Source organism: Moritella sp. 24, assembly GCF_018219155.1.
Classification (GTDB): domain Bacteria; phylum Pseudomonadota; class Gammaproteobacteria; order Enterobacterales; family Moritellaceae; genus Moritella.
Window position 1 is genome coordinate 3,962,987 of record NZ_CP056123.1, and the last position, 17,325, is coordinate 3,980,311.

Annotated in this window: 11 protein-coding genes; 1 reads left to right on the top strand and 10 read right to left on the bottom strand. The window is 40.5% G+C overall.

What is annotated here, in order from left to right; genetic code table 11:
* Positions 1 to 105 precede the first annotated feature (105 nt).
* From HWV00_RS17665 to HWV00_RS17705, 9 genes are all read right to left on the bottom strand, one after another.
* Positions 106 to 1,605, bottom strand: a complete 1,500-nt coding sequence (locus HWV00_RS17665) for a GGDEF domain-containing protein (RefSeq protein ID WP_255554772.1) — start codon at positions 1,603 to 1,605, stop codon at positions 106 to 108.
* A 409-nt stretch (positions 1,606 to 2,014) separates the two neighbouring features.
* Positions 2,015 to 3,685: an energy-dependent translational throttle protein EttA gene (gene ettA, locus HWV00_RS17670; protein ID WP_211683483.1), complete on the bottom strand. Its 1,671-nt coding sequence runs from the start codon at positions 3,683 to 3,685 to the stop codon at positions 2,015 to 2,017.
* Between the two features lie 170 nt (positions 3,686 to 3,855).
* On the bottom strand, positions 3,856 to 4,569 hold the full coding sequence (gene deoD, locus HWV00_RS17675) for a purine-nucleoside phosphorylase (protein ID WP_211683485.1): 714 nt from the start codon (positions 4,567 to 4,569) through the stop codon (positions 3,856 to 3,858).
* Between the two features lie 120 nt (positions 4,570 to 4,689).
* Positions 4,690 to 5,904, bottom strand: a complete 1,215-nt coding sequence (locus tag HWV00_RS17680; protein WP_211683487.1) for a phosphopentomutase — start codon at positions 5,902 to 5,904, stop codon at positions 4,690 to 4,692.
* Between the two features lie 65 nt (positions 5,905 to 5,969).
* On the bottom strand, positions 5,970 to 7,301 hold the full coding sequence (gene deoA, locus HWV00_RS17685) for a thymidine phosphorylase (RefSeq protein WP_211683489.1): 1,332 nt from the start codon (positions 7,299 to 7,301) through the stop codon (positions 5,970 to 5,972).
* Between the two features lie 192 nt (positions 7,302 to 7,493).
* Positions 7,494 to 8,267 carry a deoxyribose-phosphate aldolase gene (deoC, locus tag HWV00_RS17690; RefSeq protein WP_211683491.1) on the bottom strand — a complete coding sequence of 258 codons (774 nt, stop codon included), beginning with the start codon at positions 8,265 to 8,267 and terminating at the stop codon, positions 7,494 to 7,496.
* A gap of 681 nt (positions 8,268 to 8,948) precedes the next feature.
* Entirely contained in the window at positions 8,949 to 10,172 is a 1,224-nt protein-coding gene (locus tag HWV00_RS17695; RefSeq protein ID WP_211683493.1) for a NupC/NupG family nucleoside CNT transporter, read from the bottom strand.
* 624 nt (positions 10,173 to 10,796) lie between these two features.
* A complete protein-coding gene (locus tag HWV00_RS17700; RefSeq protein ID WP_211683495.1) occupies positions 10,797 to 12,020 on the bottom strand; it encodes a NupC/NupG family nucleoside CNT transporter in 1,224 nt (407 codons plus the stop codon).
* Between the two features lie 209 nt (positions 12,021 to 12,229).
* Positions 12,230 to 13,006: a TatD family hydrolase gene (locus HWV00_RS17705; RefSeq protein ID WP_211683497.1), complete on the bottom strand. Its 777-nt coding sequence runs from the start codon at positions 13,004 to 13,006 to the stop codon at positions 12,230 to 12,232.
* 123 nt (positions 13,007 to 13,129) lie between these two features.
* Between HWV00_RS17705 and HWV00_RS17710 the strand changes: the two genes are divergently transcribed.
* Entirely contained in the window at positions 13,130 to 14,161 is a 1,032-nt protein-coding gene (locus HWV00_RS17710) for a GGDEF domain-containing protein (protein WP_211683499.1), read from the top strand.
* Between the two features lie 80 nt (positions 14,162 to 14,241).
* Here HWV00_RS17710 and HWV00_RS17715 read toward each other — a convergent pair whose 3' ends face one another.
* Positions 14,242 to 17,316 (bottom strand): efflux RND transporter permease subunit, encoded by a 3,075-nt coding sequence (locus HWV00_RS17715; protein WP_211683501.1) that lies wholly within the window; start codon positions 17,314 to 17,316, stop codon positions 14,242 to 14,244.
* Between the last annotated feature and the right edge of the window lie 9 nt (positions 17,317 to 17,325).

Below are 17,325 nucleotides of genomic sequence, written 5' to 3' on the forward strand. Positions count from 1 at the left end.
CTGTCATTATTATCTTACAGGTAAAAGCAGGCTTCTTACTACTAACGACACGTATAAACCGTCAAGTAATAGATAATAACGCTAGCTAAGCAAAATAAATGCCATTTAACACACTATTTTCTTTCTTTTTTGATGATGCTCACTTTTTATCTCGTACATCTGATCATCGGCACCCGTTAGCAACTCATCTGCACTCATATTCTGGCGATAAACACTATAACCAATGCTAATACCAATCGACACATTACAGACAGATAAGGCAAATGATTGCAATAAGGTACGCTCGATTTTATCACTGAGCTGAGCTGCATATTGTAAATTAGAGTTAGGTAATAAGATAACAAACTCATCCCCACCTAAACGTGTTAATAACTCCCCAGGCGCGCCCAACAACCGAGAGATACGCTGCGCAGCGGCAATTAATAGTTCATCCCCAGCAGCGTGACCATAGCGATCATTCACCAACTTGAAACGGTCAAGATCCATAAACAACAATACCGGCGTGACTTTACCTCTCTTCGCCAGTGGTAAAGTATGTTCAAGGGTATCCATTAGTTGCGCTCGGTTTGCCAGCCCAGTTAAATTATCATGCATCGCTGCATAGCGAACCTGTTGCTCTGCACGCTTACGCTCTAGTACTTCGCGCTTTAATCGTTGGTTGATGATTAATAAATAGAATAACCACAACCCATTAAACAATAAGGCGGCAATAATTACCTTCAGCCAAACACCCCACACTTGCCAGTCTATTTTAGCCCGTGGTGGCGTAAAGATAAATTGACTGAAGTCACTGCCGTTTTCAATAAAACCAAGATCAATCAATTGCTGTTGAATATCGAAAAGGTGTTGTGGGTTGATATAACCTAAAGGGATGAAGTCAGGTAAAATAAAGTCCCTCATGGTGATCAACTGATATTTAAGTTTGTTGCGCTCTTCATTGCTTGGGGCATCGAGTAGTGAAGAAGGTGACTGTTGATTTAACGCAACAAGTACATCTAATGTTTCTTCGGTATGAGTCAACGCATACTCCCACCCCTGCAGCACCGCTCTGCGCACTGCTGCAACGCGATCGGGATTGACGGTTGCCTCTTCCGTGTTCGTAAATAAGAAACCACTGTAAAAATCGATACCATAATCTTTAGGCATAAATAATATCGGTTTAACGCGTTGCCGAACGGCGTTATAAGGCCCTCTGGTTACATTAATACTTAAGGCATCAAATTGATTATTAATAAGAGAAGTTAAATCGCGTGAGACTGACGGTGATGAGATATTAATTGATTGAATATGTCGCTGACGTAATAAACTAATAACTTCAATATCTTGAAATTCGGAAGATAATAAAATACGTTTATCATTTAAATCAGCTAATTTATTAATCCCTTTACCTTTTAATACAAGTAGCGCTGCAGGAGAGTGTTGAAATATAACGGCAATGGCCCGCAGCCCAAGGCCATTGGCTTTTTCAATTAATACATTGGCATTCGTCACGCCATATTCAACGTCCCCAGCATCGACAGCGTCTGTAATTGACTGCCTTGTACGAGCCGGAAATAACGCAGCATCAATACCTTGCGAGCGGAAGAACCCTTTATGCTGCGCCATGTAATAGCCCGCAGATTGAACCATTGAGGTAGGAGGTAATAAAATCCGGATATGCTCGGCATTATCACTAGCCTGCACAATAAAAGATAAACATCCTAGGTACAGAGATAGAATGGTAAAAATAGCGTATTTAATTAAAATCACGGGGAATAAAACAATCCATTGTTTATATCGTATGACCATTTTGCCAACTTGTTAAATCGAAAGCAAAATTTCATCCCCTACGAGGGACAAGCAATGACTCATTACGCATTTTTTCCTAGCGTAATCATGCAACCACATGGTGATTTAAAGACAAAGCCATTAAGCATAAGAATTAAACAAGCAAAAAAAAGCCTGTAATATCAGAATCACAGGCTTTTAGTCTTAATTAACGTTTATTTTATTACGCTAAATGATACAAGAACAATTAGCTAATACGTTTGTACTTGATACGGTGTGGTTGAGCCGCTTCAGCGCCTAATGTTTTCTTCAACCATGCTTCGTAATCCGTGTAGTTACCTTCGTAGAAGTTCACTTTACCTTCATCACGGTAATCAAGGATATGCGTCGCAATACGATCAAGGAACCAACGGTCATGGGAAATAACCATCGCACAACCAGGGAACTCTAGAATTGCTTCTTCAAGTGCACGTAATGTCTCGATGTCCAAGTCATTGGTTGGCTCATCCAGTAGGATCACGTTACCGCCAGACTGTAGCAGTTTAGCAAGGTGTAAACGACCACGTTCACCACCCGATAACTGACCTACACGTTTTTGCTGATCAGTACCTTTGAAGTTAAAACGGCTGCAATAAGCACGTGATGACATTTCAGTATTACCGACCTTGATAATATCTAAGCCGTCTGACAGTTCTTGCCATACTGTGTTATCGCCGTTCATGTGATCACGGAACTGATCAACACTTGCTAACTTAACTGATTCACCGACTGAAACAGTACCAGAGTCTGGAGACTCGCTACCATCTAGCATTTTGAATAGTGTTGATTTACCTGCACCATTGGGACCGATAATACCGACGATTGCGCCTTTTGGCATAGAGAATGATAAATCGTCAATTAATACACGACCATCATACGCTTTACCTAGGTTTTCAACATCAATTACTTTGTCACCTAAACGCTCACCCGGTGGGATAAACAGTTCGTTAGTTTCGTTACGACGTTGATAATCCGATTGGTTAAGCTCTTCAAAACGCGCCATACGTGCTTTGCTTTTCGCTTGACGACCTTTTGGATTTGAGCGAACCCATTCAAGTTCTTTCTCAATCGACTTTTTACGTGCGCTTTCTTGTGACGCTTCTTGCTCTAGACGGGCATCTTTCTGCTCTAACCAAGAAGAATAGTTACCTTCCCATGGAATACCTTCACCACGGTCAAGCTCTAAGATCCAGCCTGCTACGTTATCAAGGAAATATCTATCATGCGTAATAGCAACAACAGTACCTTCATAATCATGTAGGAAACGCTCTAACCAAGCCACAGACTCTGCATCCAAGTGGTTGGTTGGTTCGTCTAGTAGTAACATATCAGGTTTTTCTAATAACAAACGACAGATAGCAACACGACGACGTTCACCACCCGATAGAACTTTAATTTTAGTGTCCCATTCAGGTAAGCGTAATGCATCTGCAGCACGCTCTAGTTGGTTCTCGATGTTGTGACCATCGTGTGCTTGAATGATTGATTCAAACTTTTCTTGTTTCTTAGCAAGCTTGTCAAAATCTGCATCAGGTTCAGCATAATCAGCATAAACTTGGTCAAGACCAGCCATTGCATCTTTCAGTTCTGAAATTGCTTCTTCAACAACTTCACGTACTGTTTTTTCTAGATCCAATACAGGTTCTTGCGGTAAGTAACCAATCTTAGTACCAGCAAGTGGACGCGCTTCACCTTCGAAGTCTTTATCTACGCCAGCCATAATACGTAATAAGCTTGATTTACCAGAGCCGTTTAGACCCAATACGCCAATTTTAGCGCCAGGGTAGAAACTAAGCGAGATGTCTTTAAGAATTTGACGCTTCGGTGGCACAATTTTGCCAACACGGTGCATCGAATAGATAAACTGAGGACCAGCCATTATGTTCTCTTTTAACAAGGAATAAGGAATGTGTGATAAGTGTAAACCTTGGATGCAGTTGATACAAGCATTCATCATCACACGTATAAGGAGTCATCATTGACACCAAATTACCGATAAAAAAATACCCACCAATTTACATTGGCGGGTATTTTCATTAAAACTAAATATTAGTCTTCGATAATTACAGATTCTAATGCCATGATGATCATGTCATTGAATGTTAATTGACGTTCTTCAGCAGTTGTTACTTCACCCGTACGGATGTGATCAGATACAGTACAGATACAAAGTGCATTTGCGCCGAATTCAGCTGCAACACCGTATAGACCAGCCGCTTCCATTTCAACACCTAGTACACCCAGTTTTTCCATTGAATCAAACAATTCTGGTTTTGGCGTGTAGAAAAGGTCAGCAGAGAAGATGTTACCCACTTTAGCATCGATACCAGCCGCTTTAGCAGCACGAGTTGCTTTGCTTAGTAGTTCCCATGATGCGATAGCTGCAAAATCATAACCATCAAAACGTGCACGGTTTACTGCAGAGTCTGTACAAGCACCCATGCCGATCACAACGTCACGAACTTTAACATCAGTACTGATTGCGCCACAGCTACCAACACGAATAAGGTTTTTAACACCGTATTCAGTGATCAGTTCTTTTGCATAGATAGAGCAAGATGGGATACCCATACCAGAACCCATTACAGAAATGCGTGTACCTTTGTAAGTACCAGTGAAACCTAACATGTTACGCACGTCATTCACTTGTTTAACGTCTTCTAAAAATGTTTCTGCAATGTATTTAGCGCGTAGCGGATCACCTGGGAATAATACCGTTTCAGCGAAATCACCTTTTTCTGCATTAATATGTGGAGTAGCCATTATTTTTACCTTCTTGTTTTGTGTATACCCAGCATTCTGTAGCTAGATATTATTATTTATAAAAGAGTTATTCATTAAAAATCATTTACATAATCAATCGAGTGTCATCACTCAGTCGATTTATAAAAAACTCGTGCCGTATTCTAATTTTGGTAGACCATGGTAAGCCGCAATTGACTGACCAATATCTGCAAATGTATCACGTAAGCCCAGTGGACCCTTTGGTACATTATGACCATAGAAAATGACAGGGATATGTTCACGCGTATGATCTGTTCCCGGTGCAGTTGGATCGCAACCGTGATCAGCCGTTAATACCACGACATCACCTTCATCTAAAATAGCCAGTAACTCAGGTAAACGTGTATCGAAATACTCTAACCCTTTAGCATAACCAGCAACATCGCGACGATGACCCCAAGATGAGTCAAAATCAACAAAGTTAGTGAATACAATAGTATGATCGCCCGCTTGCTTAACTTGCTCTAGCGTTTGATCAAACAAAGCTTCAAGACCTGTGCCTTTCACTTTCTTAGTAATACCTTGCTGTGCATAGATATCAGCGATTTTACCCACACTCACAACTTCACCACCTGACTCCGCCATGCGGTCAAGCAATGTCGGTGCTGGCGGTAGCAATGAATAATCACGACGATTACCCGTACGTGCAAAATCACTCTTATCATTACCGATAAATGGACGCGCAATAACACGACCAATATTATAAGGTTCTAATAATTCACGTGCTAATTCACACAACTTAAGCAAGCGATCTAAACCAAAGCTTTCTTCGTGACAAGCAATTTGGAATACACTGTCTGCCGAAGTATAGAAAATTGGTTTGCCAGAAGCCATGTGCTCCTCGCCCATCAGGTCTAAGATCTCAGTACCAGAAGAGTGACAGTTACCTAAATAGCCAGGTAAGTCTGCTTGTTCTACTAATTGATCCAGTAACTCCTGAGGGAAGCTGTTTTCTGTATCAGAGAAGTAACCCCAATCAAACAGTACAGGTACACCTGCGATTTCCCAGTGGCCACTTGGCGTGTCTTTACCACTTGAGATCTCTTGTGCGTAACCGTATGCACCAACAACTTCAGCGTTCTCGTCTAAGCCTGCAGGGAATGAACCCACGCTATCAGCACATGCATGCGCTAGACCTAATTTGGTAAGGTTAGGAATATGTAATGGACCTTCACGACCATCATCCGCTTTACCTTCAGCACACCACTGCGCGATGTGACCAAATGTATTACTACCTACGTCACCAAATTTATCAGCATCGGCAGAAGCACCAATACCCAATGAATCCAACATTAATATAATTGTACGTTTCATCGTTATAACCTATTTATCTTGACTGTATTTATCGATATCTAACTATTATGAATCATCACTAAACATTAGACATCAGTAAGTCGAATTTGTTGGTAAACATCTGCGCTTGCTGCAGGTTTCGTGTCACCGATATGAATCGACTTCAAGATCTCAGCTTGTGCTGCATCAAATTGTGCTTCACTACGCGCGTGAACCATCGCCACAGGTGTTTCTGTATCTAACTGCTGACCAAGTGCCGCAATATCAGATAAACCCACTGCATAGTCAATTTGATCTGTCGCAACACGACGTCCACCACCCATAGCAACAACAGCCATACCAAAACCACGTGTATCCATCTCAGTTAAGTAACCGCTTTGGGTCGCAAATACTGGACGAATAATCTCTGTTTTTGGTAAGTGTAGGTCATAGTTGTCAACAAAATCTGCTGGACCGCCTAAACCTGTCACCATAGTGCCAAATAATTCAGCCGCTTTACCGTTGTCTAATACAGCTTGTAGTTTATTACGCGCATCATCAGCATCTGTAGCTAAGTTGGCAGATAATAACATTTCAACACAAAGCGCCATCGTCACTGCGAACAAACGCGGATTGCGGTATTCACCAGTAAGGAAGCGAACTGCTTCACGTACTTCAACTGCGTTACCAGCACTACTTGCTAGCACTTGATTCATATCAGTGATCAAAGCTGATGTTTTACAACCCGCTCCGTTCGCTACTGATACAATGCTTTTCGCTAATTCAACAGACTGCTCATGCGTTGGCATGAATGCACCGCTACCAGACTTAACGTCCATCACTAATGCATCAAGACCAGCCGCTAGTTTCTTCGATAAAATAGACGCGGTGATCAGAGAAATAGACTCTACTGTCGCGGTAATATCACGAATACCATAAAAGCGTTTATCAGCTGGCGCTAAATTTGCTGATTGACCAACAATCGCAACACCACTGTTTTTTACTACTTGACGGAATTGTGCGTTATCAACTGTCGTTTGGTAACCCGGGATCGCATCAAGCTTATCTAGCGTGCCACCAGTATGACCTAAGCCACGACCTGAAATCATCGGTACGAAACCGCCACAAGCCGCAACCATTGGACCAAGCATCAGTGAAATAACATCACCAACGCCACCAGTAGAATGCTTATCTACGATTGGACCATTAAGTTGCATTTCACCCCAACTTAATACATCACCTGAATCACGCATTGCAGATGTGATCGCAATACGCTCATCCATATTCATATCATTAAAATAAGTCGCCATCGCAAAAGCTGCGATTTGTCCTTCCGAAATGCTGTTATCAGAAATTCCGTTAACAAAATATTCAATTTCAGCACGACTTAATACTTCGCCATTACGTTTACGACGAATAATCTCTTGCGGTATAAACATAACTATCTACTCCTTGAATCGGAAAAAGCCACTCTTAAAAAATGAAAAGAGCGTAGTTTAGATACGAAAATCAGGATCGAATAAGCACATACTGTATTGATTATGTCAGCCAGTAATCACTGGCCTATAACTTAATCAATACAGAACACATTAAGATAAAATATTACTTTATCGAACCCGAGAAATAGATACTTAGTAACCGCTGCTGTCAGCAGGTTTTTCAGCTAATTCAAGTTCAGCTAATAAGTTAGCTAGTAGGCTTGAAGCACCGAAACGGAATTTTGCTGGAGAAACCCAGTCTTGGCCTAGGATTGATTCTGCTAATGCAAGGTATTCGCCTGCTTGTTCAGCATTTTTAACGCCACCAGCTGGTTTGAAACCAACATCAGTGTTTTTCTCGCTGATCACTGTAAGCATGATCTTAGCGAATTCTAGTGTTGCATTAACAGGCACTTTACCTGTTGATGTTTTAATAAAGTCTGCACCCGCATCAATTGAGATTTCACTCGCTTGACGGATTAATGCTTCAGTTTTAAGTTCGCCAGTTTCAACGATAACTTTAAGTTGCACGTTTGCAGGACATGCTGCTTTACATGCTTTAACTAATTCAAAACCAACTTCTGCATTACCAGCCATTAGTGCACGGTATGGGAATACCACGTCAACTTCGTCTGCACCGTATGCAACAGCTGCTTTTGTTTCTGCAACTGCGATAGCAACGTCATCGTTACCGTGTGGGAAGTTAGTTACTGTTGCGATTTTTACTGTTTCAGCGCCAATTGCATTTAATGTTTTACGTGCGATAGGAACAAAACGAGGGTAAATACAAACAGCAGCAGTGTTACCAGCGGCACTTTTTGCTTTATGACACAGTTCAATTACTTTTGCATCTGTATCGTCATCATTAAGTGTCGTTAGGTCCATCATGTTTAATGCACGTTGCGCTGCTACTTTAAAGTTACTCATATTAAGTCTCCGGACTTGTTAAATTCTTATAAACCAATTTTTATTGGTCAATTTTTTATAAACCAATAGGAAATCATAGCAATTGAATGCCATTGCTATGGTAGTTATTCTGGAATTATTTAACGAAAGATGTGTTTACTCTAAGCTTGATAGCCAAGGTAAATAGATGACGTATAAAGAATTAATACCTATATTACAGTAAGCATTAATCTAACTATCGACATAACTATCTTTAAGATAAATATCCATTAAGAATAACTATGCGGACTTGGTTCCGTGAAGACTTGATATGACTATCAATTAACATCCATATAACCGCGCTAATACGACTTATTGTTCACTTTAATTCTAGCGTGAAAATAAGCAATATTTAACGAAAAACACCGAAAGTACCTCATGTACTATCAGTTTAAACTACGCAACTAAAGTTACGCTAAGTGGTAAATAAATCAAGTAATAAATACCTTCAAAACCGCCTCACATCTCACAATGAACAAATAAACGACAATAAAACAACATATTAAATGTATGGCTATGTAAGCTTACTATTTATTAAATATAAGGTGATGAAAGTACTTATTTATCTCGTTCAAAAAAAGGCCTCAAGACTGCCTATTAAACAACCTCGAGGCATCCATTATTTTACCATCGCAATAACAACGATATATAAATGGCAGCGTATTAACCTAAGAATAAACCCGCTAATGTTGCGCTCATTAAGTTAGCTAACGACGCAGCAAGTACTGCTTTTAGACCCATGCTTGCAATGTCAGCACGACGTGAAGGAGCAAGACTACCTAAACCACCAAGCAAGATCGCAATTGATGAGAAGTTAGCGAAACCACACAATGCAAATGAGATGATGATTTGTGTATGCTCAGATAATTCGTTATTTTTAATGTAATTAACGAAATCGAGGAAAGCAACAAACTCATTCACTACTAGTTTTTGACCAATGAAACTACCCGCTGCAATCGCTTCATTCCACGGCACACCAATTACAAATGCAAGTGGCGAGAAGATCCAACCTAAGATCATTTGGATTGTTAGCTCAGGCATATCGAACCAAGCACCGATACCACCCGTGATACCATTTGCTAATGCAATTAGACCTACGAATGCAATTAACATTGCCCCGACGTTAAGCGCAAGCATCATACCTGAAGATGCACCTGACGCTGCAGCATCTAGCACGTTTGCAGGTTTGTCATCATTGTTCTCTTCAAGATCATCTAGTGATAATTTTGGCGTTTCTGTTTCTGGTTTAATAATCTTCGCCATTAATAGACCACCCGGTGCAGCCATAAATGACGCAGCAACCAAATATTCAATCTTAATACCAAGACCAGCATAACCCGCTAATACTGAACCAGCGATAGAAGCAAGACCACCTACCATGACGGCAAATAGTTCTGATTTAGTCATTGATTTAATAAACGGACGCACAACAAGTGGTGCTTCAGTTTGACCAACAAAAATATTTGCTGTGGCAGAAAGTGATTCCGCACGGCTTGTGCCTAATAGTTTCTGTAAACCACCACCGATAAAGTTAATAACGATGCTCATTACACCTAAATAATAAAGAACGGCAATCAGTGAAGAGAAGAAAACAATAACTGGCAATACGTTAATCGCAAAAATGAAACCAACTTTGAATCTCGCCAAGTCACCAAATAAGAACTGAATACCTTCATTACCATAAGCAATGACGTTTGCGACACCAGTAGAGAGGCTCTGTAGTAACTCTTTACCCGGAGGGAAATATAAAATGAACGCGCCAATAATGACCTGAATAGCGAATGCGCCACCCACGGTGCGTAAGTTAATTGCTTTTCTGTTATCCGATAATAGCAGCGCTAAACCGAGTAGCGCGAAAACGCCTACAATACCCATTACAAAATTCATCAAGAATCATCTCCAAACTTTATTGACTTTTATAAGCCAATATTTATAAACCAATAGTGAAATCACAGTAATTAATGTTAATTACTGGCGGTAGCTATTCTGAAATGATTCTAATGAAGAAGTGTTTAACTGCAGGTAAATTGGTGATGAATACAACAATTAATCTAACTATCAACATAACTATCTTTAGGCAATATCCATTAAGAATAACTATGCGGACTTGGTTCCGTGAAGACTTGATATGACTATCAATTAACATCCATATAACCGCGTTAATACCACTACTCTGCTACCTTAATCCAAGGCCAAAGAGTCAGTTGTATTGAACGAAAAACACCAAAAGTACATCTTGTACGATCAGTTTTAATTACCTAGTTGAGGGTACTCTTCATAATAAGGAAATCAAGTAATTAATATCGTCAAAACCGACCAACCTCTCACAACGAGAAAATACAGTCGAGACGCTTAAAGTGCACAATGAAAAAACTAAACGAAGAAGAAGTTTAAAAGGAAGAATTCAAATTAATTGCGGCCAAAAAAAATGCCTCCAGACTGTAATGAAACAACCTCGAGGCATTCGCTATTTTATAACCGTGATAACCACGGTTTATAAATAATCGTATATTAGCCTAAGAATAAGCCCGCTAATGCAGCACTCATTAAGTTAGCTAAAGAAGCAGCAAGAACCGCTTTTAGACCCATGCTAGCAATATCTGCACGACGTGTTGGTGCTAAGCTACCTAAACCACCAAGCAAGATTGCAATTGATGAGAAGTTAGCAAAACCACATAATGCAAATGAGATGATGATTTGTGTATGCTCAGATAACTCGTTATTTTTAATGTAATTAACGAAATCTAGGAAAGCAACAAACTCATTCACTACTAATTTCTGACCGATGAAACTACCAGCAGCAATCGCTTCGTGCCATGGCACACCAATGATGAATGCAAGTGGTGAGAAGATCCAACCTAAGATCATTTGGATTGTTAGTTCAGGCATATCGAACCAAGCACCAATACCACCCGTGATACCATTTGCTAATGCAATTAGACCAACGAATGCGATTAACATTGCACCAACGTTAAGTGCTAACATCATACCTGAAGATGCACCAGCGGCAGCAGCGTCTAATACGTTTGCAGGCTTTTCATCATCATTTTCTTCAAGATCATCAAGTGATACTTTTGGCGTGTCCGTTTCAGGCTTAATAATCTTAGCCATTAATAGACCACCCGGTGCCGCCATGAATGACGCAGCAACTAAGTACTCAATCTTAATACCAAGACCAGCGTAACCCGCTAGTACTGAACCAGCGATAGAAGCAAGACCACCTACCATTACGGCAAATAATTCTGATTTAGTCATTGATTTAATAAACGGACGCACAACTAACGGTGCTTCAGTTTGACCAACAAAAATATTTGCTGTAGCAGAAAGTGATTCAGCACGGCTTGTGCCTAATAGCTTCTGTAAACCACCACCGATAAAGTTAATAACTACGCTCATTACACCTAAGTAATAAAGAACAGCGATCAGTGCTGAGAAGAAAACAATAACTGGTAATACGTTAATCGCAAAGATGAAACCAACTTTGAATTTTGCCAAGTCACCGAATAAGAATTGAATACCTTCATTACCGTAAGCAATTACGTTTGCTACACCAGTAGAGAGACCTTGTAGTAACTCTTTACCCGGAGGGAAGTATAAAATGAAAGCACCAACAGCAACCTGGATAGCAAATGCGCCACCAACAGTGCGTAAGTTAATTGCTTTTCTATTATCAGATAACAGAACAGCCAAACCAAGTAGGACAAAAATGCCCACAATACCCATTACAAAATTCATCAGGAATAATCTCCATTTTCGCTTCAGAAGCGTTTTTGTTTCTCGATATAATAATCAAAGTAGTAGATAGAATTGTAATTAATAGTAAATTCACAATTTAATCATTGATTATAACAATTGGCGCGATTATAACTGTTATTAGCCACTTGTTAAGTGCTTGAGATCAGACCTCTAAAAAAAGTAGCGAAAAAGTTCATTTTTTTTATATTTTAATCAATACCTGCCAAAAACTGCTCAAAAAACGTACTCAAATTGATTTTTGCAATGTGTTCTTCCGGTTCTTTTCGTAATTCACCCAAAGAATGTAACACTTTTGCAATGTTAGCAGGTTCATTACGCTGACCTTGATACCCATATATAGGCATATCAGGAGAATCTGTTTCTAATAGTAATGACGATAAAGGAAGTTCACTCACCGCTTGCCGTGTTTTTACCGCTCTTGGATAGGTAATCACGCCGCCAATCCCTAATTTAAACCCAAGCTTAATATACTGCATCCCTAATTGCGAACTGCCACTAAACCCATGAATAACCCCGCCACGAGATAATTTCACCTGCTGCAATAATTGAATCAATTCGTTATGCGCTTTACGGCAATGCAAAATAACCGGTAAATTATATTTTTTAGCTAACAATAATTGCTGCTTACAAATGTGAACCTGTTGTTCAAAGGGGAAATCGACAACCTTATCTAAGCCAAACTCCCCGACAGCAACAATACCTTTTTCTGTTGCTAAATATTCATCAAGTAATTGCAAGTGACTCGCATCAAAGTCTGCGAGAAAGTACGGGTGAATACCCAGCGCCGGATAAACACCCTCATGCTGCTTTGCTAATGTTAAAACAGTCTGCCAATGGGCAGCGCCAATACTCGGCACCAGAAAATGTTGAACGCTTTTACTTCGTGCGCGTTTTAGCACTGCCACTAAGTCTGAATTAAAGTCAGTAAAATCTAAGTGACAATGACTGTCGACGAGTGTTATCACAATATACTCAGGCCTTTTTAGTGATTAATAGGGGTAGTCAAATAAAGAGAGCGTGTAACTTGGCGCATAATTTGATTTAATAGCGAAATTAATCATTAGTTAAAAACCTTTATGGAATGGTGCATGTCGAAAAAACTCTTTGCTTTATCCGCTCAATACTTAAAAAAAGCCATGCCACTGATGATCCAGTATCAAATTCCGACCACGCCAACAAACTATGCGCTGTGGTATCACTACGTTTCAGATAATAATAGTGCATTACAGAAACATCTCGATGATAAAATAGCGCAACACGGTACGTGTACACCTGCCGCAAGTGAAGAACTTTACCAACGCTTCATTGTTGATAAACGTGAACAAGAGATTTCGCAGTTACGCAGCGAACTTGATTCAATGACCAATGAATTGAGTAGCTCATTACACGATACGCTTAATGATACCAATGAATTTGATCGTATGCTGAATAAATGCTTGAACGATTTATCGGGTGTGGAACAAGATGGATTTTCAATTGAAAAAACATTATCCGCAGTGCGTGAATTGGTCAAAGAATCTCATGATGTACGCTCATCAACACGCCATTTCAAAAGTCAGTTGCACGAAGCACAAGCAGAAATAGCACAGTTGCGTGAAACCTTGTTAGAAACACAGCATGATGCCATGCATGACAGCTTAACAGGCTTACTTAATCGCCGCGTGTTCAGTAAAGAGATTGAAACCTTTTGCAGTAACCCAAGTTTAAATCGTAGTTTTTCAATATTGATGGTCGATATCGATAACTTCAAAACCTTTAATGATGACTTTGGCCACCAACTCGGTGATCAAGTCTTAAAAGCGATTGCGAAACGTATCTCTGATAGCTGTCAGGAAGGTGAACAAGTATTCCGCTACGGTGGCGAAGAGTTCGTGCTCATCTTACCTAATAAAAACTACACGATAGCACGCCAGAATGCAGAATCGATTCGCCGTGCTATTGAACGTCTGAGTATTCGAGATAAACGCTCGGGTAAGCTTATTGATAATATAACCGTGTCTATCGGTGTCACCGAAAATAAACCTCGTGATACCAGCCATGATATTTTAACGCGTGCCGACTTACAGTTATATGAAGCAAAACGCCTTGGTCGTAATCGAGTGATGCCACTACCACGTTAAAATTAGACGTATTTAGAAACAACAATGCCTCATCTTTAGCATGAGGCATTGTTAATATTTAATGATGTACTCACACCCCGTTACAGGTTAGTCACCATCTTCGCTTGATGCTTAATATCTTGTGAGCGGTAAAATAAACTATACAGCACAGGTACAACACCGAGCGTTAATACCGTTCCTACAGCCATACCAAAAATCATCACAATCGCCATTGAATACCAGAATTCACCACCCCAGATAGCCAAAGGAATAAGGCCGAGTATTGTGGTTAATGTCGTCATCAAAATAGGACGTAAGCGTGCTTTTCCGGCTTCAATCAATGCTTCATTCACTAACATGTTCGCTTTACGGTTCGTTTCAATCTGATCGATAAGCACAATACCGTTATTAATAATCACCCCAGCTAAACTGAACATCCCCAACATTGCAGGGAAAGTGAAGAAAGCGCCTGTCACAGTCAGACCAAACACGGCGCCAATCAATGATAACGGAATTGTCATAAGAATAACGGCAGGACGACGGAATGAGTTCAATTGCAGCACGAGTAATAACGCAATCAATGCAAAGCAATGGGGCATATAAGCAAATAATGCACTACTCGCTTCATCTGCACCACGTAACTCACCACCTAGACGTAATCGATAACCAGCGGGCAAATTAAGCTGAGCTAATGTCGGTTGCATTAATTGGTGTAACTCACTCGCTTGTAATTGACGATGTTTAGCACTTACGACCAAGGTACGTTGTTGATCTTCACGACGAATAATCGCGGGTTCACTTTCACCACCAAAGTCAGCGACTTGAATTAACGGAACCGTTACTCCATTCTGTCCCGAGGTCACTTCAACACTACGTAATTTGTCAAAATCATTACGTGATTGGTTACCCCTTAATAAAACAGGAATGACACGATCACCATCACGAAAATCAGTCACCTTATAACCATCAAAGAAACCATTTAATGATAAGGCAATATCACGGCTGCTGATACCAGCGCGACGAGCACGATCCTGATCAACATCAACGAGGATCTTAGGAATGTTATTTTCCCAATCGTTCGTAATACCGACCACACCATTAATCTCAGCAAACCCAGCCATCAGTAGTGCCGCTTTTTGCTGTAACAGTTCACCATCAGGGCCTTGCAGTTTGTATTCAACAAGGCCTAGCTCACTGCCACCTAACCACATACGCTTAGCTTGACCTGTCGCCTCTGGTAATTGCTGTTGAATATAATTATTAGTTTTCTCAATCATCACTAATGCAGATGCAAGATCACGGGTATTTACTACCACAAACGCCTTATTCGATGCGCGATCAACCGGTGCTAACGCAAGGAAGAAACGCGGGCCACCATCACCAATATAGGTAATATGACTCGTTACATCAGGGTTTTCGTTCTCGTCATTCAACCACGTCAAGAATCGTTGCGTTACTTTATCCGTTTCTGCTGTTGGCGTGCCCGCAGGTAAATTCAAATAAACTAAATACTGATTACGCTCTGAACCCGGCATAAACTGCACGGTAATAAACTTAAAGCCATACATAGCCACGACGAGTAATACCAACATCATCGCCATAAAGCTAACGCGATAATTAAGTAATACTTTTAATACACTGCCATAGCGTTGATTTACCCATATAACCCAACTTGGCATCGCGGTTTGTTTCGTTGCTTTTGCAGAAAAGAACCACACGCACATCAGGGGGGTAACGAGTAAGCTTAATAACCAAGAAGACAATAATGCGATAATAATAACTTGAGAGAGTGAGCGTAAATACTCACCAGCCACATCCTGCGCTAACATCAACGGCATAAAGGCGAGAATAGTCGTTAATGATGATGTTAATAATGGGATCGCTAATGTTTTACTGGCAGCAAGCGCTGCTGCTTCACGTTTCATTCCTTGCAGAATACGGGTATTAATATTCTCAGCAATCACAATACCGTTATCAACAAGCAATCCAAGCGACACAATAATCGCTGCAATCGACATGCGTTGTAATGAAACATCCCATATTTGCATGCCGATAAACGACAGCATCATCGTTAGCGGTACAATCGTGCCAACAATCATCCCCATTCTAAACCCTAAAAACAGCATCACAACCGCAAGCACAATCGCTACCGTTTGAAATAAGTTAGAAGTTGCAGAAGAGATCGCCGTCGCCACTTTATCTGGCTGAAAGGTCGCTAATTCAAACTGTAAGCCCGCAGGCAATGATTGCTGTTCCGCAGTAACAAATTGGTTAATATCAGCACCAAAACTATCACTGGTGATACCAGACAGCATAGACACAGCTAATACTACACTTGGTTTACCGTTGTAATACACAGGTGTATTTTGGGGTTCAACATAACCTCGACGTACAGAGAGCAAATCACCAAGGTAAACATTCTGGCCACTTTCAGGCTCTAATATCACTAAGTTTTCAATATCAGATAGCGCTTCAAAATTACCACTGGGTTCAATGGTAAGCTCTAACTTACCCGTATTTATTTTACCACCCGGTAATACAATATTTTGATTTTGTAATGCCGCAACAAGTTGCCCCGGCGACACCCCTAATCGGCTCATGGCGTCACTATCCGGTTCTAACCAGATACGTTCATCTTGAACACCATAAATATCCACTTGAGATACAGTCGATAGCGCACTGATACGATCTTGAATTGATTCAGCAACAAGATCCAACTCACGCAGAGAATAATCATCACCATAAAGTGCTATCGTTGCAGAAGCGACGCGACCAAACTCATCATTAACCATTGGGCCTATTGTGCCCTCTGGTAATGATGATTGCAGGTCATTCATGCGGTTACGTAGATTGTCCCAAATAGGCTGTAAATCAAAATGCTCATCAGCCACAGTGACTTTAATCTGCGTATAGCCTGTTCGTACTAATGATTTTAATTCACTGACTTCGGGTATCTGCTTGGCTTCACGCTCTATTGGTTTTGTGAGTAAACGCTCGATACGCTCTGGCGACATACCCGGGATCTGAGCAACAACAACAGCTGTTCTCACTAATATTTCAGGGTCTTCTTTACTCGGTGCATTAAAAAATGATGCACTACCGATAATAATGATCAGCACTAATAATAACTGAGTAAATCGATTATTTTTTAATGCAAATAAGGTTAGCTTATCCATGTCTTATCC